This is a genomic window from Methylobacterium sp. E-012 (genome assembly GCF_057836545.1).
Window position 1 is genome coordinate 5,190,339 of the sequence record NZ_JBYQEY010000001.1, and the last position, 20,923, is coordinate 5,211,261.

Annotated in this window: 16 protein-coding genes; 11 read left to right on the forward strand and 5 right to left on the reverse strand. The window is 70.3% G+C overall.

Going from position 1 to position 20,923, the window contains the following annotated elements:
- Positions 1–44 precede the first annotated feature (44 nt).
- From kdpB to AC3IF1_RS24810, 3 genes are read left to right on the forward strand one after another with little or no spacing between them, the layout of a single operon-like run.
- Positions 45–2,135 carry a potassium-transporting ATPase subunit KdpB gene (kdpB, locus tag AC3IF1_RS24800; RefSeq protein ID WP_489219766.1) on the forward strand — a complete coding sequence of 697 codons (2,091 nt, stop codon included), beginning with the start codon at positions 45–47 and terminating at the stop codon, positions 2,133–2,135.
- 22 nt (positions 2,136–2,157) lie between these two features.
- Positions 2,158–2,763 (forward strand): K(+)-transporting ATPase subunit C, encoded by a 606-nt coding sequence (locus tag AC3IF1_RS24805; RefSeq protein WP_489219767.1) that lies wholly within the window; start codon positions 2,158–2,160, stop codon positions 2,761–2,763.
- An 18-nt stretch (positions 2,764–2,781) separates the two neighbouring features.
- Positions 2,782–5,499 (forward strand): ATP-binding protein, encoded by a 2,718-nt coding sequence (locus tag AC3IF1_RS24810; protein ID WP_489219768.1) that lies wholly within the window; start codon positions 2,782–2,784, stop codon positions 5,497–5,499.
- 84 nt (positions 5,500–5,583) lie between these two features.
- On the opposite strand, the gene AC3IF1_RS24815 is transcribed toward AC3IF1_RS24810, so the two are convergent.
- On the reverse strand, positions 5,584–8,322 hold the full coding sequence (locus AC3IF1_RS24815; RefSeq protein WP_489219769.1) for a molybdopterin-dependent oxidoreductase: 2,739 nt from the start codon (positions 8,320–8,322) through the stop codon (positions 5,584–5,586).
- Entirely contained in the window at positions 8,313–9,146 is an 834-nt protein-coding gene (locus tag AC3IF1_RS24820; protein ID WP_489219770.1) for an FAD binding domain-containing protein, read from the reverse strand. The genes AC3IF1_RS24815 and AC3IF1_RS24820 overlap by 10 nt, the downstream gene beginning before the upstream one ends.
- 597 nt (positions 9,147–9,743) lie before the next feature.
- Between AC3IF1_RS24820 and AC3IF1_RS24825 the strand changes: the two genes are divergently transcribed.
- Together AC3IF1_RS24825 and AC3IF1_RS24830 are read left to right on the forward strand one after the other, a co-directional pair.
- Positions 9,744–11,228 (forward strand): methyl-accepting chemotaxis protein, encoded by a 1,485-nt coding sequence (locus AC3IF1_RS24825; RefSeq protein ID WP_489219771.1) that lies wholly within the window; start codon positions 9,744–9,746, stop codon positions 11,226–11,228.
- 804 nt (positions 11,229–12,032) lie between these two features.
- Complete coding sequence (locus AC3IF1_RS24830; RefSeq protein ID WP_489219772.1) at positions 12,033–13,160, forward strand: tetratricopeptide repeat protein; 1,128 nt, start codon at positions 12,033–12,035, stop codon at positions 13,158–13,160.
- A 164-nt stretch (positions 13,161–13,324) separates the two neighbouring features.
- Here the strand turns inward: AC3IF1_RS24830 and AC3IF1_RS24835 are convergent, their stop codons facing one another.
- From AC3IF1_RS24835 to madL, 3 genes are all read right to left on the reverse strand, one after another.
- Positions 13,325–13,993 carry a GntR family transcriptional regulator gene (locus AC3IF1_RS24835; RefSeq protein ID WP_489219773.1) on the reverse strand — a complete coding sequence of 223 codons (669 nt, stop codon included), beginning with the start codon at positions 13,991–13,993 and terminating at the stop codon, positions 13,325–13,327.
- A gap of 113 nt (positions 13,994–14,106) precedes the next feature.
- Positions 14,107–14,871 carry a malonate transporter subunit MadM gene (gene madM / locus AC3IF1_RS24840; RefSeq protein WP_489220465.1) on the reverse strand — a complete coding sequence of 255 codons (765 nt, stop codon included), beginning with the start codon at positions 14,869–14,871 and terminating at the stop codon, positions 14,107–14,109.
- A gap of 29 nt (positions 14,872–14,900) precedes the next feature.
- Positions 14,901–15,353 (reverse strand): malonate transporter subunit MadL, encoded by a 453-nt coding sequence (gene madL, locus AC3IF1_RS24845; protein WP_489219774.1) that lies wholly within the window; start codon positions 15,351–15,353, stop codon positions 14,901–14,903.
- A 225-nt stretch (positions 15,354–15,578) separates the two neighbouring features.
- Between madL and mdcA the strand changes: the two genes are divergently transcribed.
- The 6 genes from mdcA to AC3IF1_RS24875 all read left to right on the forward strand — a co-directional run bounded on the left by mdcA (position 15,579) and on the right by AC3IF1_RS24875 (position 20,900).
- Positions 15,579–17,225: a malonate decarboxylase subunit alpha gene (mdcA, locus tag AC3IF1_RS24850; RefSeq protein ID WP_489219775.1), complete on the forward strand. Its 1,647-nt coding sequence runs from the start codon at positions 15,579–15,581 to the stop codon at positions 17,223–17,225.
- A 141-nt stretch (positions 17,226–17,366) separates the two neighbouring features.
- On the forward strand, positions 17,367–17,675 hold the full coding sequence (mdcC, locus tag AC3IF1_RS24855) for a malonate decarboxylase acyl carrier protein (protein ID WP_243966688.1): 309 nt from the start codon (positions 17,367–17,369) through the stop codon (positions 17,673–17,675).
- A gap of 2 nt (positions 17,676–17,677) precedes the next feature.
- Positions 17,678–18,607, forward strand: coding sequence for a biotin-independent malonate decarboxylase subunit beta (locus AC3IF1_RS24860; protein ID WP_489219776.1), 930 nt, complete (start codon positions 17,678–17,680; stop codon positions 18,605–18,607).
- Positions 18,594–19,310: a biotin-independent malonate decarboxylase subunit gamma gene (gene mdcE, locus AC3IF1_RS24865; RefSeq protein ID WP_489219777.1), complete on the forward strand. Its 717-nt coding sequence runs from the start codon at positions 18,594–18,596 to the stop codon at positions 19,308–19,310. The genes AC3IF1_RS24860 and mdcE overlap by 14 nt, the downstream gene beginning before the upstream one ends.
- A 7-nt stretch (positions 19,311–19,317) precedes the next feature.
- Positions 19,318–19,977: a malonate decarboxylase holo-[acyl-carrier-protein] synthase gene (gene mdcG, locus AC3IF1_RS24870; protein ID WP_489219778.1), complete on the forward strand. Its 660-nt coding sequence runs from the start codon at positions 19,318–19,320 to the stop codon at positions 19,975–19,977.
- The gene (locus tag AC3IF1_RS24875) at positions 19,974–20,900 is read left to right on the forward strand and encodes an acyltransferase domain-containing protein (protein ID WP_489219779.1); all 927 of its coding nucleotides are present in this window, start codon (positions 19,974–19,976) and stop codon (positions 20,898–20,900) included. Before mdcG ends, AC3IF1_RS24875 begins: the two co-directional genes overlap by 4 nt.
- The last annotated feature ends 23 nt before the right edge of the window (positions 20,901–20,923 follow it).

Consider the following 20,923-nt stretch of genomic DNA (forward strand, 5'->3'; position numbering starts at 1 on the left):
CCGGCGCGCCGCGCCGGGCTCCCTCACCGCTTCGGACATCATCCATGTCTCGTCAGACGTCATCCCTGTTTAGCGCCGCCCTGGTCGGGCCGGCCCTCCTCGGCTCAGTCAGGAAGCTCGATCCCCGCGCCATGATCCGCAACCCGGTCATGTTCGTGGTCGAGGTCGTGGCGGCGCTGACCAACGTGCTGTTCGCCCGCGACCTCGTCACCGGGGGCAACGACCTCGCCTTCTCCGGCCAGATCATCCTCTGGCTGTGGTTCACCCTGATCTTCGCCAACTTCGCCGAGGCGCTCGCCGAGGGCCGCGGCAAGGCCCAGGCCGACAGCCTGCGGCGCACCCGCACCGAGATGACCGCCAAGCGCCTCAAGGGGCCGGGCGGGGGCTACGAGACGGTGCCCGGCACGACCCTCAAGGTCGGCGACGTCGTCCTGGTCGAGGCCGGCGATCTGATCCCCTCCGACGGCGAGGTGATCGAGGGCGTCGCCTCGGTGAACGAGGCCGCCATCACCGGCGAATCGGCCCCGGTGATCCGCGAATCCGGCGGCGACCGCTCGGCCGTGACCGGCGGCACGCAGGTGCTCTCCGACCAGATCAAGGTCCGCATCACCGCGGCCGCGGGCTCGACCTTCGTCGACCGGATGATCGCCCTGGTCGAGGGTGCCTCCCGGCAGAAGACCCCGAACGAGATCGCCCTCAACATCTTGCTCGCTGGGCTAACCCTCGTGTTCGTCTTCGCGGTGGCCTCGATCCCGAGCTTTGCCAGCTATGCGGGCGGCGCGATTCCGGTGATCGTGCTGGTCGCCCTGTTCGTCACCCTGATCCCGACCACCATCGGTGCCCTGCTCTCGGCCATCGGCATCGCCGGCATGGACCGGCTGGTGCGCTTCAACGTGCTCGCCATGTCGGGCCGGGCCGTCGAGGCGGCGGGCGACGTGGACACGCTGCTCCTCGACAAGACCGGCACGATCACCCTGGGCAACCGGCAGGCGACCGAGTTCCGCCCGGTCTCCGGGGTCTCGGAGCAGGAACTGGCCGACGCGGCGCAACTCGCCTCCCTGGCGGACGAGACTCCCGAGGGCCGCTCCATCGTGGTCCTCGCCAAGGAGACGTATGGCATCCGCGCCCGCGACATGGCCGGGCTCAACGCCACCTTCGTGCCGTTCACCGCGCAGTCGCGGATGTCCGGCGTGGATCTCAACGGGGCCTCGATCCGCAAGGGCGCCGTGGAGGCCGTGATCGCCTCGCTCGCCACGCAGCCCATGGCGAGCCGGGGCTCGAACGCCGCCCTCGCCTTCCAGCCCGATCCGGAATCACGCGTGGTCGGCGAGATCCGCGCCATCGCGGAGACGATCGCCAAGGCCGGCGGCACGCCCCTGGCCGTCGCCCGCGACGGCCGGTTGCTCGGAATCGTCTACCTGAAGGACATCGTGAAGGGTGGCATCCGCGAGCGCTTCGCGGAGCTGCGGCGGATGGGCATCCGCACGGTGATGATCACCGGCGACAACCCGATGACCGCGGCGGCCATCGCGGCGGAAGCCGGCGTCGACGACTTCCTCGCGCAGGCCACACCCGAGGACAAGCTGGCGCTGATCCGCAAGGAGCAAGCCGAGGGCAAGCTCGTCGCCATGTGCGGCGACGGCACCAACGACGCCCCGGCGCTGGCCCAGGCCGATGTCGGCGTCGCCATGAACACCGGCACGGTGGCGGCCCGCGAGGCCGGCAACATGGTCGACCTCGACAGCGATCCGACCAAGCTCATCGAGATCGTCGGCATCGGCAAGCAGTTGCTGATGACCCGCGGCGCGCTGACGACCTTCTCGATCGCCAACGACGTGGCCAAGTACTTCGCCATCATCCCGGCGATGTTCCTGACGCTCTACCCGCAGCTGCAGGCGCTGAACGTCATGCATCTCGCCTCGCCGCAGAGCGCGATCCTGTCGGCGATCATCTTCAACGCGCTGATCATCGTGGCCCTGATCCCGCTGGCGCTCCGCGGCGTGACCTACCGGGCCGTGGGCGCGGCCGCGCTCCTGCGCCGCAACCTCCTGATCTACGGGCTCGGCGGCGTGATCGTGCCCTTCATCGGCATCAAGGCCATCGACCTCGCCGTTACCGCCCTGCGCCTCGCTTGAACCGGTCCCTGGGAGACCCGCCATGCTCAAACAGATCCGCCCCGCCCTGGTCCTCCTCACCGCGCTCACGGTGGTCACCGGGCTCGCCTACCCCCTCGCCATGACCGGCCTCGCTGGGGTCATCTTTCCGGCCAAAGCCGCCGGCAGCCTGATCGAGCGCGACGGCACGATCGTCGGCTCCCGCCTGATCGGGCAGACCTTCGCGGGCGCCGGCTATTTCCACGGGCGGCCCTCGGCCACGACAGCACCCGACCCGGCCGACGCCTCGAAGACGGTGCCGGCGCCCTACAACGCGGCGAACTCCTCGGGTTCGAACCTCGGCCCGACCAGTGCCGCGCTGGCCGAGCGGGTCAAGGGCGACCTCGACACCCTGAAGGCGGAGAACGCGGCCGCCCCGGTGCCGGTCGATCTCGTCACCACCAGCGGGTCCGGCCTCGATCCGGAGATCTCGCCGCAGGCCGCCGACTTCCAGATTCCCCGCGTCGCCAAGGCCCGGAACCTGCCGGAGGACAGGCTGCGCGAACTCGTTGCGTCCCACGTCGAGGGCCGCACCCTCGGGCTCCTCGGCGAGCCGCGCGTCAACGTCCTGGCGCTGAACCTCGCCCTCGAGGATCTCGTCCGCCGCTGAGCGGCGTATAGGGGGATCATGCCCGAGACCGGCCGCGACCCGAACCGCCCCTCCCCCGACGCCCTGCTCGACGCGGCGCGCCGGGAAGAGCGGACGCTCGGCCGGCTCAAGGTGTTCCTCGGGGCCGCCCCCGGCGTCGGCAAGACCTACGAGATGCTGACCATCGGGCGGGCCCGGCTGAAGGCCGGGACCGACGTGGTCATCGGGGTCGTCGAGACCCATGGCCGGGCCGAGACCGAGGCCCTGCTCGACGGGTTCGCGGTGATCCCCCGCCGGGCGGTGCCCTATCACGGCGCCGTGCTGGAGGAGATGGACCTCGACGCCCTGCTCGCCCGCCGGCCGGCCCTGGCGCTGGTGGACGAACTCGCCCACACCAACGCACCGGGCTCGCGCCACCCGAAGCGTTATCAGGATGTCGAGGAACTGCTCGACGCCGGCATCGACGTCTACACCACGCTCAACATCCAGCACGTCGACAGCCTCAACGACGTCGTGGCGCAGATCACCCGCATCCGCGTGCGCGAGACCGTCCCGGACGGCATCCTCGACCGGGCGGACGATATCGAGGTGGTCGACCTCAATCCGGACGACCTGATCCAGCGCCTGAAGGACGGCAAGGTCTACGTCCCGACGAATGCCGAGCGCGCCCTGAAGCATTACTTCTCGCGCGGCAACCTGACCGCCCTGCGGGAACTGGCGCTGCGTCGCACGGCGGACCGGGTCGACGACGAACTCCTCGGCCACATGCGGGCCAACGCCATCGCCGGGCCCTGGGCGGCGGGCGAGCGGGTGCTGGTCTGCGTGAACGAGGACCCCCGCTCGGCCGGCCTCGTGCGCTACGCCAAGCGCCTTGCCGACCGCCTGCACGCCCCGTGGACGGCGCTGTCGATCGAGGGCGCCCGCGCGGCGTCCCTGCGGGAGGCGGAGCGCGACCGGATCGCCGAGGCCCTGCGCCTGGCTGACCGGCTCGGCGGTGACGCCGTGACCCTGCCCGGCGGCCGGCGCCTCGCGGACGACGTGATCGACTACGCCCGCTCGGCGAACGTGAACCACATCGTCGTGGGCAAGGCGAACCGGTCGTGGCTGTTCGAGCTCGTCAACGGCTCGGTGGTGCACGACCTCGTGCGCCGCAGCGGCAATATCAGCGTGCATGTGGTGCCCGGTGAGGCCGTTCCGGATGAGAGACAGCCCCGCCGCACCGTCACGGCGGCGGCGCCGCGGACCGGCTTCGCCGTCCGGCCCTACGGCATCGCGATCGTCGCCATCGCGATCGGGCTCGGCGCCGCGCTCCTGGCGCAGCCCTATGCGGGTGTGGAGAATGCCGACCTGTTCCTGTTGACCGCCGTCGTGGCGGTGGCGGTGCGGTCGGGCCTCGGGCCAGCCCTGGCGGCCGTCCTGGCGGCCTCGCTGGCCTACAACTTCTTCTTCCTTCCGCCGGTCTACACGTTCACGATCGCCGACCCGACCAACGTCGCGGCCTTCCTGCTCTTCACCCTGGTGGCGGTTCTGGTCTCGAACCTCGCCGCCCGGACCCGGCGGATCGCGATGGTCAGCCAGGGCCGCGCCCGGGCGACGGAGCGCCTGTTCGGCTTCTCCCGGAAGCTCGCCGCCTGCGGGACGCTCGACGACGTGCTCTGGGCCACCTGCGCCCAGGTGGCGGCGATGCTGAGGGTCCGCGTCGTCCTCCTCCTGCCCGACGGCAAGGCCGTCACGGTCCATGCGGGCTACCCGCCGGAGGACCGGCTCGACGCGGCCGACGTGGCGGCGGCCCAGTGGGCCTTCGACAACGACCGGCCCGCCGGCCGCGGTGCCGACACCCTGCCGGGGGCCAAGCGCCTGTTCCTGCCGATGCGCACCGGGCGCGGCACGATCGGGGTGATCGGCCTCGATGCGGACGGGACCGGGCCGATCCTGACGCCCGAGGCCCGGCGCCTGCTCGATGCCCTGGCCGACATGGGTGCGCTCGCCATCGAGCGGGTGCGGCTCGTGGAGGATCTCGACCGCGCCGAGCGGGCCGCCGAGACCGACCGGCTGCGCCAGGCGCTGCTCACCTCCATCAGCCACGACCTGCGCACACCGCTGGCCTCGGTCCTGGGGGCGGCGAGCACGCTGCGCGACCTCGACGCCGCCCTGCCGCCCGAGGCGAAGGCGGAGCTGCTCGGCACGATCATCGAGGAGGCGGAGCGGCTCAACCGCTTCATCGCCAACCTGCTCGACATGACCCGCCTCGAGGCCGGGGCGGTGGCGCCGAATCTGTCGGCGCAGGACATCGGCGAGACGGTCGATACCGCCCTGCGGCGGACGCAGACGATCCTGGCCGGCCATCGCGTCACCGTGGACATCGCCCCCGACCTGCCGGCCCTGGCGCTCGATCCGGTGCTGTTCGAGCAGGTCCTGGTCAACCTCCTCGACAACGCGGCCAAGTACGCCCCGGAGGGCTCGACCGTGACGATCCGGGCGCTGCGCGCGGGGGCCGAGCTGCGCATCGCGGTTCTGGACGAGGGCGACGGCCTGCCGGATGCCGACCTCGAGCGGGTGTTCGACAAGTTCTACCGGGCCCGCAAGGGCGACCGGGTCCGGGCCGGGACCGGCCTGGGTCTGGCGATCTCTCGCGGCTTCGTCGAAGCGATGGGTGGCACGGTCACGGCCGCGAACCGGCGCGACCGCAGCGGCGCCTGCTTCACCATCACCCTCCCGGTCCCGGCCCGGAGCGCGCCGAAGGATGTCGCCGCCTGACGCGCACGGTGGTGCCGGGCGCGGCGAGCTGGACGGTGCGTTCCGGCCGGCGGCGCTACCCGCCCGCCGGGGACGCGCCGCGCTTCAGGGCGCTGCCGCGTCCCCGCCCCGCCCGGCCGCCACGGCCCGGTAGATCCTGTCGGCCGCGAAGGGCGTCGCGGTCAGGCGCGCCCCGGTGGCGTCGCGGATGGCGTTGCCCAGGGCGGCCGCGACCGGATTGTAGGGCGATTCGCTCATCGATTTCGCCCCGAGCGGACCGACGCTGTCATGGCTGTCAGCGAACAGGACCTGCGTGTCCGGGACGTCGGCGCAGGCGGGGATGTGGTAGTCGCGGAACGCCTGCGTGATCACGCGGCCCGCGCCGTCGATCCGAAAATCCTCGTAGAGCGCGGCGCCGATCGCCTGCGCGACGCCGCCCTCGACCTGGCCGCGGCACTGCATTGGGTTGATCACCCGCCCGGCATCGGCGGCGTGGACGCTTCGGAGGATGCGGATCTCGCCGGTCACCGGGTGGACCGCCACCCGGAAGGCCTGGACGTTGAACGACACCGAGCGCGGGCTGCCGTCGGCGCGGCCCACCGCCGCCAGCGGCCCGAGGGCGGCGAGCGCGCGCGGGCCCCTGGGCGTCTCCACCGCATCGCCGGCGAGGCGACAGGATTCCGGTTCCGCGCCGGACAGCGCCGCTGCCCGGGCCCGGATTCGCTCGGCGAGGGCCTCGGCGGCGCGCAGCGTTGCCAGGCCCGCCACCACGGTGCCAGTGCTGCCGTAGGCGCCGGTATCGTGGCCGACCGCGTCGGTATCCGCGCCGAGGATGCGCACCTGCGCGGGATCGGTGCCCAGCGCGGACGCCGCGATCTGACGATGCACCGTGCTGGTGCCATTGCCGAACTCGGCGGTGCCGACCCGGACGATGTAGCACCCATCCGCCTCCAGGCTCACCCGCGCCTCGGCGTGATGGCCCCGGGGCGGGATCGTGTCGATCATCGCCATCGCCATCCCGGTGCCGCTCCGCCAGCCCGGCTCCGGGTCCGGCCCCGGATCGGCCTGCAGCGCCTCCTCCACCAGGGTCAGGCACTGGTCGAGGCCGTAGCTGCCGAACACCACGTCGTGGGGCTCAAGGCTGTTCGATACCAGCGCGTCGCCCGGCCTCACGGCGTTGCGGCGGCGCAGGGCGAACGGATCGAGCCCGAGGCGCCGGGCGACCTCGTCCAGGGCGGATTCGACGGCGAAGATGGTCTGGCTCAGGCCGTAGCCCCGGAAGGCCCCGGCCGGAACCGTGTTGGTGTAGACCGCCCGACCCGCCACCCGCTTGTTCGGGCAGGCATAGGCGGCGAGCACCTCGTTGCAGCCGTGGTGGATCACGCCGCCCGCATGATTGCCGTAGGCCCCGGTGTCGGACAGGACGTCGAGGCTGATCGCCGTGAGCGTCCCGTCCCGGCGGGCGCCGACCGTGACGGCGACCCGCATCGGGTGACGCGTCGTGGTCGCGGCGAACTGCTCCTGGCGGGTCAGTTCCCAGCGCACCGGCCGGCCGGTGCGCAGCACCGCCAGGGTGACGAGATCCTCCGTGAGCATCTCCTGCTTGCCGCCGAAGCCGCCGCCGACCCGGCCGCAGACGACGCGCACGGCCGCCCGCTCCAGGCCGAACAGGTCGCAGAGCGCGTCCCGGGTCAGGAACGGCACCTGGCTGCTCGTGCGCAGCGTCAGCCGGCCGTCCGCCCCGCGCCAGCCGATGCAGCCATGGGTCTCGAGGGCCGCGTGCTGGACCCGCTGCGATCGGAACGTCTCCGCGTAGACAATATCGGCCGCCGCGAAACCCGCCGCCACGTCGCCGACCTCGCCGCGGACCTCGGCGGCGAGATTCGGGTGGCACGCGAGCGGCGGCGCGTCCGCGCCAGGGCGGTCGCCCGGGTCGTGGACAGGCGGGGCGCCGGGTTCGAGGGCGCGGTCCGGATCGAGCAATGCCTGGCGGATCTCGTAGGTGACCCGCAAGGCCCCGCAACCGGCCTCGGCGGCCGCTTCCGTCTCCGCGATCACGGCGGCGACCCGCTGGCCGACGAAACGCAGGATCGGGTCGAGCACCCGTGTGTCGGCGGCGTCGTCCCGGGGATCCTGATGGCGCCCGGTGGAGAAGCGGCCCGGCGGCGCGTCCGCGTGGGTGAGGATCGCCACGACGCCGGGGATCGCCTCCGCGGCCGCGGTGTCGATCGCCGCGATGCGGGCATGGGCGTGCGGCGAGCGCAGGACCTTCAGGTGGAGCGCGTCGGGGGCCGCCCTGTCGAGGGTGAAGCGCGCCCGTCCGGACACCACCAGGGGCGCCTCCGGAGCGCGCAGGTTCCGGCCCACCGGGTCGCCGGCTCCACCCTCCGTATGGGCGATCCCCGCGATGGCGTCGCGGATCGCCCGGTAGCCGGTGCAGCGGCAGAGATTGCCCTTCAGGGCTGCACCGAGATCACGCCGCTGGCCCTGATCGAGGGCGGCGGCCGTCATGATCATGCCCGGCGTGCAGAAGCCGCACTGGAAGCCCTGCGCGGCCAGGAAGGCGGCCTGCATCGGATGGAAATCGCAGGGTTCCGGGTCGTTCGTGCGGCAGGGGCCGGCAAGCCCCTCGATGGTGGTCACGCAACGCCCCTCGGCGCGGAAGGCCGGGATCAGGCAGCTGTGCACCGGCTCGCCGTCGAGATGGATCGTGCACGCGCCGCAATCCCCCGCGTCGCAGCCCTTCTTGACGCCGAACCAGCCGGCCTCGCGCAGGAACGTGCGCAGGCACTGGCCCGGCCGCGCCTCACCCTCGTGGGGGGCGCCGTTGACCGTCAGCCGCATCGGTCGGTCTCCTCCGACAGGGCCTCGCGGATCTCCTCGGCGAGGTGCCGGGTGACGTGTCGGCGCCAGTCGGGTCGGCCGTGAACGTCGTCGTGGTAGAGGGTCTCGGGGATCGCCTCATCGAGGACCTGCACCAGGGCCGCCCTGTCGGGCAGGGCGTCGAAGTTGAGGCGCAGGGGGCGCCGCACCGAGGCCGTGACGGTGAGCGCGAAGCCGCCCCACGCGTCCCGGGTCCCGATCAGCAACGCGCCGGACCGGCCGTTGGGGCTGAGGCTGATGCGCCGGAACGCCGTCCGCCGGGTCAGCGCGGCCGCCGGGATCGACAGGCTGCGCAGGATCTCGCCCGGGCGCAGGGCGTTGCGCCCGGGATCGAGGACGACATCGGTGGCGGATAGAGACCGCTCCGCACCGTCGGCGGACCAGATCGCGCAACTGGCCTCCAGCGCCGTTGCCAGGGCGATCATCGGGCCGGCCGGAAGGGCCAGGCAGAGATTGCCGCCCACCGTGGCGGTGTTCCAGATCTTGAACGAGCCGAGCAGGGCGCGGCAGCATTGCCGGACCAGCGGCGCCGCGACCCATGAAGGCGGCAGATCGAGGCGATCGAGCTGCGCGATGGTACAGGTCGCCGCGAGCATCAGACCCTCCGGCACGAGCGCGTATGGCGGCCATCCAAGGCCGGCGAGGTCGACGAGGCGCCGCGTGCCGGGCTGCGGCTCGGAGAACAGCCAGGTTCCCCCCGCCAGACAGGCGTCGCCAGCCTGCCAGGCCGGTAATTCGGAACGGCTGCGGGGCCGAAGGACGGTCTCGACGGCGGTGAGGTCCATGCGCGCTCGTCACCTGGGTACCGGGGGACCCGGCCACGCACTATGCGTGCCGGCCCGCGGGCCCGGTCAAGGGTCCTTGTGCGCGCCGGGTAGAAACGAGGGTATTGAGAGGCAAGCCCGGAGCCGTTGCCGGCGGCCCTATGGGCGGCGACGACTCACTGGGGGTGGTCGACGCCCGGATCGTCGCGATCCTACCCCGGTCTTCGCACAGGCGAACGCGGGAACCGACGGCCTGCTCACGGATCAAGGCGGCGATCGGCCGGTCTGCGTGAGCCAACGGGCGTCGAGTCCGCGCGGGATCCGCCCACCGTCGATGACAGACGGTCAGTGGGATGACGGAGGGGCTAGATCGATACAATCTCCAGGTGAATTCATGCGAGCTCAACTCGCGTACAGGACAGATCAATATTTGTTTAGCAAAGTGCTATCTTAACCCCTAAGAAATAAGAAGCACATCATACAGGGATGCGAAATAAGCGCCGCAAACGCAATCAATAAAGTATCTTAGGTTGCGTTTTAACGGTCACCGAAAGCCCTGCCCCCTCGGACGAACGCGCCTGTCCGGCGCGCGCATCCGCCCGACATGTGGAGACATCGATGTTCGCGCGCCTGCACGGCCGGCGGGATCAGCACGCCAAACTTGCAGCCTTGAGCCGCTCGCTGGCGACGATCGAATTCGCACTGGATGGCACCATCCTGGATGCCAACCCGAACTTCCTGGCGGCCATGGGCTACACCCTCGAGGAGATTCGCGGCCGCCATCACAGCCTGTTCGTGGAGCCGGCTGCGCGGGACAGTCAGGCCTATCGTCAGTTCTGGGAGAAGCTGCGGCGGGCCGAGTTCCAGACGGCCGAGTACAAGCGCATCGCCAAAGGGGGGCGCGAGGTCTGGATCCAGGCGACCTACAATCCCGTGCTCGACCCGGCCGGCAAGCCGACGAAGATCGTCAAGTTCGCCACCGACGTCACCGCCGACAAGCTGCGGACCCTGGATCTCGAAGGGCAGATCACGGCGCTGCACCGCTCGCAGGCGGTGATCGCCTTCGCCCTCGATGGCACGATCCTCAGCGCCAACCAGAACTTCCTGGACGCGGTGGGGTATCGGCTCGACGAGATCGTCGGCCGCCACCACAGCCTGTTCGTCGGCGAGGCCGAGCGTTCGGGAGAGGCCTATCGCGCGTTCTGGGCGGCGCTCGCCCGCGGCGAATACCAGTCCGGTGCGTTCAAGCGGATGGGCAAGGGTGGCCGGGCCGTCTGGATCCAGGCGACCTACAATCCGATCACCGACGCGGATGGCCGACCCGTTCGCGTCGTCAAGTTCGCCACCGACATCACCGCGCAGGTGGACGAGCGCGAGCGAAGGGCGCAGGCGCAGAAGGCGGTGGGCGACGAGATCGACGCGATCGGCGACGCCGTGGCGGATGTGAGCCGCCAGACCGGCGAGGCGGCCGACACGGTCGGCCGGGTCTCGCACGATATCAGGTCGATGGCGACGGGGGCGGAGCAGCTGTCGCTCTCCGTGAACGAGATCAGCGAGCAGGTGAGCCACGCCGCCGGGATCGCCGGTCAGGCCGTGGATCAGGCCCAGCGCACTGGTCAGATCGTCGCCGGCCTGAGCGCGCAGGCGACGCAGATCGGCGACGTCGTCGGCCTGATCTCCGGTATCGCCGCCCAGACCAACCTGCTCGCGCTCAACGCCACGATCGAGGCGGCCCGCGCGGGCGACGCCGGCCGCGGTTTCGCGGTGGTCGCCAGCGAGGTGAAGACCCTGGCCCTGCAGACCGGGCGCGCGACCGACCAGATCCGCGGTCAGATCGCCGCCACCCAATCGACGACCCGCGAGGCGGTGGATGCCATCGGCGCCATCCGGGCCACGATCGGCACGCTGAATGCGGTCTCGTCCGCCATCGCGTCGGCGGTGGAAGAGCAATCGGTGGTGACGCGCGAGATGTCGGGCAGCCTGCAGACCGCCTCCGGGGGGGTCTCGGCCATCGCGGCCGGCATGGACACGATCGCCCAGGCGAGCACGCGGCTCGACCAAGCGACGCGCCAGGTGCGGGACGCCACGCGGTCCATGGGCTGACCCCGAACCCGGCGCGGGCAACCGGCCCCTCCGGCGCCGCCCATCGTCCCAAGGGTCGCGTCGCCCTCGACGCGCCCTGCGGTGTCGGCTGAGCGGCGCTGGACCCTGCGGAACGTGGCCATGGGGTCGCGCAGGCGGTAGCGCAGCCAACCTTTGCGCCCGCTACCCGAGGAACCGCCGCAGCTGCGCATCGTCGGTCTCGATGGCGGTCAGACACGCGTCGGTATCGTGACCCTGTGCCATGCAGGGCTTCTTCGCGCGAACAGCCATGACGGGGCGTTTGGCTCTGAAGAATGATGCGATCCCGGGCCGCGCATCGCGCCCCCGAAAACAGCGGCCCATCCCGCGTGCCGAACCGACCGACTGCGGTTCGACTGATGCGCCTCAATTTTAGACCCTCCGATCGGTTTCGCAGCGACCTGCGATGTCGCCGATCCGTCGCGCAGTGCCCCTGACATTTCCAGCACGCGCCGGCGGCGTTGATCGACGCCGCCCATCTGGACCCGGATCGTTATCGATCCCCAGGATGCCGAGATGCCGGTTAGGCACGTTTAAAATTTAGTTTTCACTGCCAAACCTAGCCGATTATACAAATTCATTGCTTTCTTTTAATTGTACTAATTTCATACGGAACAGTACTTCTGCTCTCACTTCAGCACACGACGCATAAATTATCGAAGATCGAACTTTGCAAATCTGTCAGTGCTACGCTATGGGGCGAAAGGCTAAAATGTGAAACCGTGCGGTTTCGCAGCAGAGAGTCTTCGCGGCATGAAATCGTCTACACAGACAATCTGTCTTTCAATGATTGTCAAGAACGAGGCACATGTCATCCGTCGATGTCTCGATTCAGTCAGGCCGATCATCGATCACTGGATCATCGTCGATACCGGATCGACCGACGGAACTCAGGATGTCATCCGTGCCGCGATGGCGGATATCCCGGGCAGGCTCGTGGAACGGCCATGGGTCGACTTCGCCTATAACCGGAGTGAAGCGCTGCGCCTGGCGCGTCCCCATGGACACTATTCGATGATCATCGACGCCGACGACGAGTTGGTCATCCCAGCGGGCTTCACGATGCCGAAGCTTGAAGCTTCCGCCTACCACCTCACCATCGTGGACAGCTTCACCCGCTACCAGCGACTACAGATCGTCAGCAACGCCTTGCCGTGGCATTATCGCGGTGTCCTTCACGAGTTCCTCGACTGTAAGGTCAAGGCCAGCCGCGGCTCGCTGCCGCTGGCCATGCGCCGCGGGGAAGACGGTGCACGGCATCGCGATCCGGACACGTACAAGCGCGACGCTGTCATCCTCGAGACGGCGCTGAAGGCCGAGAAGGATCCGTTCCTGATCGCGCGCTATACATTTTATCTTGCTCAAAGTTACCGAGATTCGAATGACTTTGAGAATTCGCTAAAATATTATCTACAGCGTACGGAATATGGATTCTGGCATGAAGAGGTCTACATCAGCCTACTCAGCGCCGCCTACATCATGGAAGCCATCCGAGAACCCGAGGACAAGATCAAAGCCCTATACGACCGCGCGATCGCGATCTGCCCGGAACGGGCGGAGGCGCGCCACGGCGCCAGCCGGTATTACAGACGCTTACGCAAGTTCGTGGAAGGCTTTCACTACGCCGAGGCCGGGCTGCCGCCGCGCATGCCCAGCGAGGGCCTGTTCCTCCAGCCGTGGATCTACCAATACGGATTACAGGACGAGTACGCGGTCAACGCGTACTGCACGGGCCAATACCGCGCCTGTCTGGCGAACTGCCTCGACATCCTCGGGCATCCGGACCTGCCGGTCGACGTTCGCGAGAGGATCGCGAAGCTGTCCCGCGAGGCACTCGGCAAGATGCTCGATCCGGTCTGGGGATTCGCCCCTTCGGCGTACCGCACGGAATTCATGCCGCAATGGCAGGTCTGAGGACACGTCGCGCATCCGATCCGGGGCTGGGATCCGCGGCCTGCTTCAATCGGGTCGGCCCATCCAAATGGCCAGTCAGCCACCCCGATCATGGGGCGCTGTGGCCGAAATCTCGGCACCGCAATCCAGACCCCGAGCGGTGGGACGCCCGCCCCGCGCCGCCCTCACCCAATCTCCGCGATGTAGCGCCCCAGCGCGGCGGCTGCCCGGAGCATATGCGCCCGCATCCGCCGGGCGGCCATCTCGCCATCGCCCTCCGCGATCGCCGTCAGGATCTCGCCGTGCTCCTCGTGGGAGCGGCGGATCCGATCGGCGTGGCGCAGCTGCGTCCGGCGGAAGGCGGCGAGACGCTCCCGGATCGCCAGCGCCTGCTCGGCCATGAAGCCGTTGTGGGTCGCCGTGTAGAGCGCCTCGTGGAACGTGCGGTTGAAGCGGTCGTAGGCGTCGACATCGCCCTCCGACACGGCGCGGGCGGAGTCCGCGTGGAGCTCCATCAGCCCACCGCGTTCGAGGGGTGTCATCCGGTAGGTCGCGAGCCGCGCGCACATCGCCTCGATCTCCGCGGTCGTCTCGAACATGTCGGCGATGCGCTGCGGCGTCAGGCGCGCGACGACGACGCCCCGGCGCGGCCGGATCTCCACGAGCCCCGACGAGGCGAGCTGCCGCAGGGCCTCGCGGACGGGCGTGCGCGACGCGCCATAGCGCTGTGCGAGGTTCTGCTCGTCGAGGGCGGTGCCGGCCGCCATCGTCCCCGACGCGATTTCATCGGTGAGCGCGTCGCGGATCCGGTCCGAGAGCAATCCCGTGTCGATCTTCTGGAAATCGCCGTGCATCGACCGATCCTAGACCCTTCCGCAGGCTGCGGCTTCCGGTTCTCAAGGCAAACGATGCTGTCGGCCATCTTCATCCGTCGCGGCGGATGCTGTCGGCCACAGCGGACAGGAGCTCAGCCGACGAGGGCCCGCACTGCCAGGAACAGGATCGACGGGCCGACCAGGCAGCCGATTCCGGTATGGAACGTCGCCGTCAGCGCCCCGTAGGGCACCAGCTTCGGATCGGTCGCCGCGAGGCCGCCGGCCACGCCGCTCACCGTGCCCATCAACCCACCATAGGCCATGGCCGAGCGCGGATTGTCGAGCCCGATCAGCCGCGCCACGAGCGGCGTCCCAACCATCACCATGACGGCCTTGGTCACCCCCGTCGCGATGGACAGTGCCATGACGGTGGAATCGGCGCCGATGGCCGCTCCGGTGACGGGACCGACGATGTAGGTGATCGCGCCCGCCCCGATCGTCGTGATCGAGACCGCATCGTGATACCCGAAGGCCACGGCCGTCAGGGTGCCGACGATGAAGGGCAGGATCGTGCCCAGCGCGAGGGCGAGGACGCCCAGCAGGCCGGCGCGCCGGGCCTCGACCACGTCGACCTCGAAGGCCGTGGCGACGATGGCGAAGTCCCGCAGCATCGCCCCGCCCATGAGCCCGATGCCGGCGAGCGCCGGGATGTCGGCCAGCCCTTTCTTGCCGCCGGTATAGACCCCGCCGACATAGGCCAGCACCAGCCCCAGCACGATGGCGATGGCCGAGCCGTGGACGCGCCCGTTGGTCAGGCGCTTGGCGGCGAAATTCGAGACGAGGATCAGCGCCCCCACCACCGCGAAGGCGGCCACGAGGCTCTGCTCGACGAAGACGTGCTCGATCCCGTGCCAGATCGCGTGTCCCGTTGCCTGGTCCATGGCGTTCACCCCTTCCCGACAGTGGATGCGGCGGGCCCGTCGGCCGGTTCGGTCTCGCCACCGATCACCGATCCGCCATGCTCGACCGCGCCGCTGCCCGGATCGCGGCGACCGATCCGGCTGAGGAGCGCCACCGCGCCGAAACACAGCACCAGGGAGCCCGTGGCGGCGATCAGCACGATCGGGCCGCCGCTCATCGCGGCGACGACGTTCTGCTGCGCCGCCATGGCGACGACGATCGGGATGTACATGCCGGCCCAGAATTCGACGCCGAACTGGACGCCCTTGGTCAGGCGGCCCCGGCGGGACAGCCACAGGCGGGCCGCGATGAGCAGGATCATGGCGATCCCGACGCCGCCGACATTGGCCTTCACGCCGAGCGCGACGCCGAGCAGATCGCCGAGATACACGCCGATCAACGTGCAGGCGGCGAGCAGGGCGACACCGAGCACGATCATCGGCGTTGTTCCTTCTGCCGCACCGGATTCCCGGCGCATCGCGGCGGCCGTCTCAACACGCTCGGCATGACCCTTCTCCCTCCCGGACCGGCTCGTCGGCCGTTTCCACCAGTATGCAGGATATTGACACTTCGGCAATCCCGTATACGAAACCGTGATCGAAACCGGTTTGAAAATACCGCCTGCCGGTCTAGATGGGTTGGCGAACATCTTGAGGGCGCACGGATGACCAAGTGGCGCGGTGAGAGGGAGGCCCGGGACGCCCGCCTCCAGGCGGGTCGTGCCCATGCCGACGGCAAGGTCGTGCCGGCCGCCGCCGTCGTCGAACTCTTGGAAGCGATCCTGCGGCCGGGGGACCGGGTCTGCCTCGAGGGCGATAACCAGAAGCAGGCCGACTGTCTCGCCCGGGGGCTGAGTGCCTGCGACCCGGACAGGATTCACGACCTGCACATGGTGCAGTCGGGCATCGTGCTCCCGGAGCATCTCGACGTGTTCGAGACTGGGATCGCCAAGCGGCTCGACTACTCGTATTCCGGCCCGCAGGGTGGGCGCATCGCCAAGATGCTCTACGGCGGGCAGATCGAGCTCGGGGCGGTCCACACCTATCTCGAACTGTTCGCCCGCTACTTCATCGACCTCACGCCCAACGTGGCGCTGATCGCCGGCGTCTCGGCCGACCGGGACGGCAATCTCTATACGGGCCCGAACACCGAGGACACGCCCACCGTCGTCGAGGCGACCGCCTTCAAGAACGGCGTCGTGGTCGCGCAGGTGAACGAGATCGTGGAGAAGGTCCCGCGGGTCGACATCCCGGGCGACCGGATCGACTTCGTTGTCGAGGCCGACACACCGTTCTACGTCGAGCCGCTGTTCACCCGCGACCCGGCCGCCATGACGGAGACGCAGATCCTGATCGCCATGATGGCGATCAAGGGAATCTATGCGGAATACGGCATCCGCCGGCTCAACCATGGGATCGGGTTCGGGACGGCGGCGATCGAGCTGCTGTTGCCGACCTACGGCGAGAAGCTCGGCCTCAAGGGCAAGATCGCCACCCACTGGGCGCTCAATCCGCACCCGACCCTTATCCCGGCGATCGAGTCGGGCTGGGTCAGCCAAGTCCACTGCTTCGGCTCGGAAGTCGGCATGGACCGCTATATCCGCGCGCGGCCGGACATCTTCTTCACCGGCCCCGACGGCTCCCTGCGCTCGAATCGGGCCTTCTGCCAGACGGCCGGGCTCTACGCCTGCGACATGTTCATCGGCGCGACCCTCCAGATCGACCTGATGGGCCATTCCTCCACGGTGACCCAGTCGCGGGTCGCCGGATTCGGCGGCGCGCCCAACATGGGGTCCGACCCGCACGGACGCCGCCATCCCTCCGATCCCTGGATGAAGGCGGGGCGCGAGGGCCAGATCGTGGGTGATCCGGCGCTGATGCGCGGGCGCAAGCTGGTGGTCCAGCTGGTCGAGACGTTTGGGGAGAAGCTGGTTCCGACCTTCGTTGAGAAACTCGATGCCCTGGAACTCGCCAGGAAGATCGGTCTCGAACTCGCGCCGGTGATGATCTACGGCGACGACGTCACCCACATCGTCACGGAAGAGGGCATCGCCAACCTCCTGCTCTGCCGGGACGCCGACGAGCGCGAGCAGGCGATCCGCGGGGTCGCGGGCTACACGGAGGTCGGCCGCGGCCGCGATCGAGCAAAGGTCGAGGCTTTGCGTGCCCGGGGCATCATCCGCCGCCCCGAGGATCTCGGCATCGAACCCCTCGACGCCGACCGGGCGCTGCTCGCCGCGAAGTCAATCAAGGACTTGGTGCATTGGTCGGGCGGGCTCTACGAGCCGCCGGCGAAGTTCCGGAACTGGTAGATTGCATTGCGAAATTTCCCCTCCCCCTTGTGGGGAGGGGCCAGGGATGGGGGGTGCAGAAGGCACCGCAGCAACTCATCTCGCACCACCCCCACCTCCTCCCCACGGGGTGGGGAGAGGCGCCTTTCAAGGAACCGTCGGATGGAATCCCTGACCTTCCGCCACAGCACGAAGAGACCGCTGCCCGGCGCGGTGCCGAGCGCGATCACCGGCGTGGTTGCCTCCGGCAACCTGGAGATCCTGCTGGAGCGCGTGCTGCCGCCGGATGCCTGCGAGATCGCCATCGCGACGCCCATCGCCGGCTACGGCGACGTCTGGGAGGCGGTGGTGGCGGATTTCGTCGCGCGGGCCCAGCCCGGCGGGATCCGCATCAGCATCAACGATGGCGGCGCCCGCCCCGACACCGTGTTCCTGCGCCTGCTCCAGGGCGCCCGGCTGATGGAGGCCTGACCATGGCTGTCGACCGCGCGGCGAGCACCGATCCGGACGCCCTGAGCTGGTACGAGGCCACCGCCCGCCAGCGCGTGGTCGCGCTCGCCGATCCGGGAAGCGTCCGCGAGTTCCTGCCGCCCACCGAGCGGCGGATGAGCCCGCACCTGCCGCTGTTCGACCTGCCCCGCGCCTTCGACGACGGCATCGTGGTCGCCCGCGCCACCCTCGACGGCGACCCGGTCCTGATCGCCGCCCAGGAGGGCCGGTTCATGGGCGGCGCCGTCGGCGAGGTCCACGGCGCCAAGCTGGTCGGCCTGCTGCGCGCAGCCCTCGACCTGAAGCCCCGGGCGGTGCTGATCCTGTTCGACACCGGCGGCGTGCGGCTTCAGGAGGCCAATGCCGGCGAGACCGCCATCGCCGAGACGATGCGGGCGATCATCGAGGTCCGCGCGGCGGGCATCCCAGTGATCGGGCTGATCGGCGGCCGGGCCGGCTGCTACGGCGGCGGTGGCCTCATCGCCGGCACCTGTTCACGGCTCGCGGTCTCCGAGGGCGGTCGCATCTCGGTGTCAGGTCCGGAGGTGATCGAGACCAACAAGGGCGCCGAGGAGTTCGATTCCCGCGACCGGGCGCTCGTCTGGCGCACCATGGGCGGCAAGCACCGCCGGCTGACCGGAGGCGCCGACGCCTTCTGCGCCGACACCGTCGCGGCCTTCCGGCGGGCGGCGCTGGACCTGATCGGCCGGGCGCCGGCCTTCGACCTCGCGACCCTGGAGGCCGAGCAGGCCCGGCTCCAGGACCGGATCGCGCGCTTCGGCGATTGCCGCGATGCGACGGAGATCTGGAGCCGGCTCGGCGTCAACGACCCGGAGGCGGTGCCGGCGATGGATACGGACGCCTTCGACCAGATCGTGACCCGGATCAGGGAGGCCGACCATGACGCTCGCTGAGATCCTCGGCTCCCTGTTCCCGGATGGGCATTCCGTCACGGTCGAGGACGGGCTGGTGCGTGGAACCGGGCCCTTCGCCGGGGGGCAGGCCACGGTCGTCGGCATCGACGGCGATACCCCGCTGGGCGTCGACGGGGCGCTCACCCTGTCGCGGGCCGTGCTCGATGCCGTCCGGGCCGGCGACAAGGCGCCGATCCTGGTGGCGGTCGATTCAGACAGCCAGCGCATGAGCCGCCGGGACGAACTTCTTGGGCTGAACGAATGCCTCGCCCACCTCGCCAAAGCGCTGCTGCTGGCGGACTTTTCGGGCCATCCGACCGTCGGGCTGATCTACGGGCACTCGGCGGCGGGCGCCTTCATCGCCACCGCCCTGGCGACGCGGGTGCTGGCCGCGCTCCCCGGGGCGAACCCGAGCGTGATGGACCTGCCGTCGGTGGCCCGGGTGACCAAGCTGCCCCTGGACCGGCTCGAGGAGATGGCGAAATCGACCCCCGTCTTCGCGCCCGGGCTCGACAACATGGTGGCCACCGGCGCCGTCCACGTCGTCCTCGATCCGGGCAAGCCCCTGGACGGGCAGATCCGTGACCTCGTCGCCGGGATCCAGCCGGGCGACCTCCGCGACCGCCTCGGCGCGGAGCGCGGCGGCCGTCCGGTGGCGCGCGACGTCGCACGGGCGGTGGTCGATCAGGCCCGCCTTGACTGAGACCGGCTTGGCCGAACCCTTCCGCCGCCACGACCTCGTCCGGGCCGATCCGGCGGCCTGGGCGGCGTGGCTCGGGACCCGATCCGACCTCGCCGGCCATCCGCATCTCGGCCGCTGGGCCGAGGCGAGCCGCCCGCTGATCGTGCGGCAGCGCCTACCGGGGGAGACGGGCGACGCCGTCCCCCTGGGCGTGCCGATGCCGCCATCCGATGGCAAGCGCCGGATCGGTCTCGCACTGCCCATGGACGCGCTGACACCGATGACGGCCCCCGGCCTGGCGGACGTTGCCGAGCACGCGCCCGCGGCCTGGGGCCAGACCGTCACCGCGCTGGTCGCGCTCGGGCACCGCCACGGTATCGCTCCGCGCCCGTTCGGTGCGCTGCTCTGGCAGGCCGTCACCGGCCTGACCTACCTGAGCGCGACATCCGACCTCGATCTGCTCTGGTCCTGTCCGGTGCCGGTGCCGGCCGGTCTGCTCGCCGGACTCGACGCCATCGCAAGGGCGGCGCCGATGCGCATCGACGGCGAGATCCTGCTGCCCGACGGAGCCGGCCTGCACTGGCGCGAGTTGCACGATGCCCCCGAAGGCGGGTCGGTGCTGGCCAAGAGCCGCGATCGGGTTTGCCTCAGACCCGTCGCCCCATTGCGCGAACCGCCGACCGCATGACCCTCGCCATCCTCCTGTCCGGCCAGGGCGGCCAGCACCCGGGCATGTTCGACATGACGGCCGACCACCCTGCGGCGCAGGAGATCTTCGCCGCCGCTACGCCGCTCCTCGGCGGCATCGACCCGCGCGACCTCGTCCGGACCGGCGGTGACGCCCTGCACGGAAACCGGACCGGTCAGATCCTGTGCTGCGTGTCCGCGCTCACCGGCTGGCGGGCGCTGGGCACCGCGGCGGCGGGCCGTACCGTCGTGGCGGGCTACAGCATCGGCGATCTCGCGGCCTGGGGCGTCGCCGGGCGGCTCGATGCGGCCGACGTGCTGAGACTTGCGGCCGAGCGGGCGGAGGCCATGGACGCCGTCACGGGAGCCGGTTTCGGGCTGGCGGGGATCCGGGGCCTGGGGCTCGACACGCTGGCCGCCCTCGCGGCCGGGCACGGCTGCCATCTCGCGATCCGCAACGCCGCGGATAGCGGGGTGGTCGGCGGAGCGCGCGACGCCCTCGAAGCGCTCTGCCGGGACGCCAGCCAGCATGGGGCACAGCGGGCGGTGGTCTTGCCGGTCCATACGCCCTCGCATACGCCCCTGCTGGCGGGGGCGACGGATGCATTCCGGGGCGCCCTCGCCGGGACCACCCCGCACCGCCCGCCCCCCGGCGCGCCGCGGCTCCTGAGCGGGCTCGACGGTGCGGCCGTCTTCCGGGCCGCGGACGGGTTGGACAAGCTGGCGGCGCAGATCTCGCGGACCATCGACTGGGCCGCCTGCCTGGAGGCCTGCCGCGAATACGGCGCCGACCGGGTTCTGGAACTCGGTCCCGGGCACGCCCTCGCCACGATGGCCCGGTCCGCGCTCCCGGCGGCCCGGGTTCACGCGCTGGAGGAATTTCGTTCGCTGACGGGCGTCGGCGATTGGCTGGCGCGTCCCTGACGCCGCCTCGCGGCTTTTCGGTC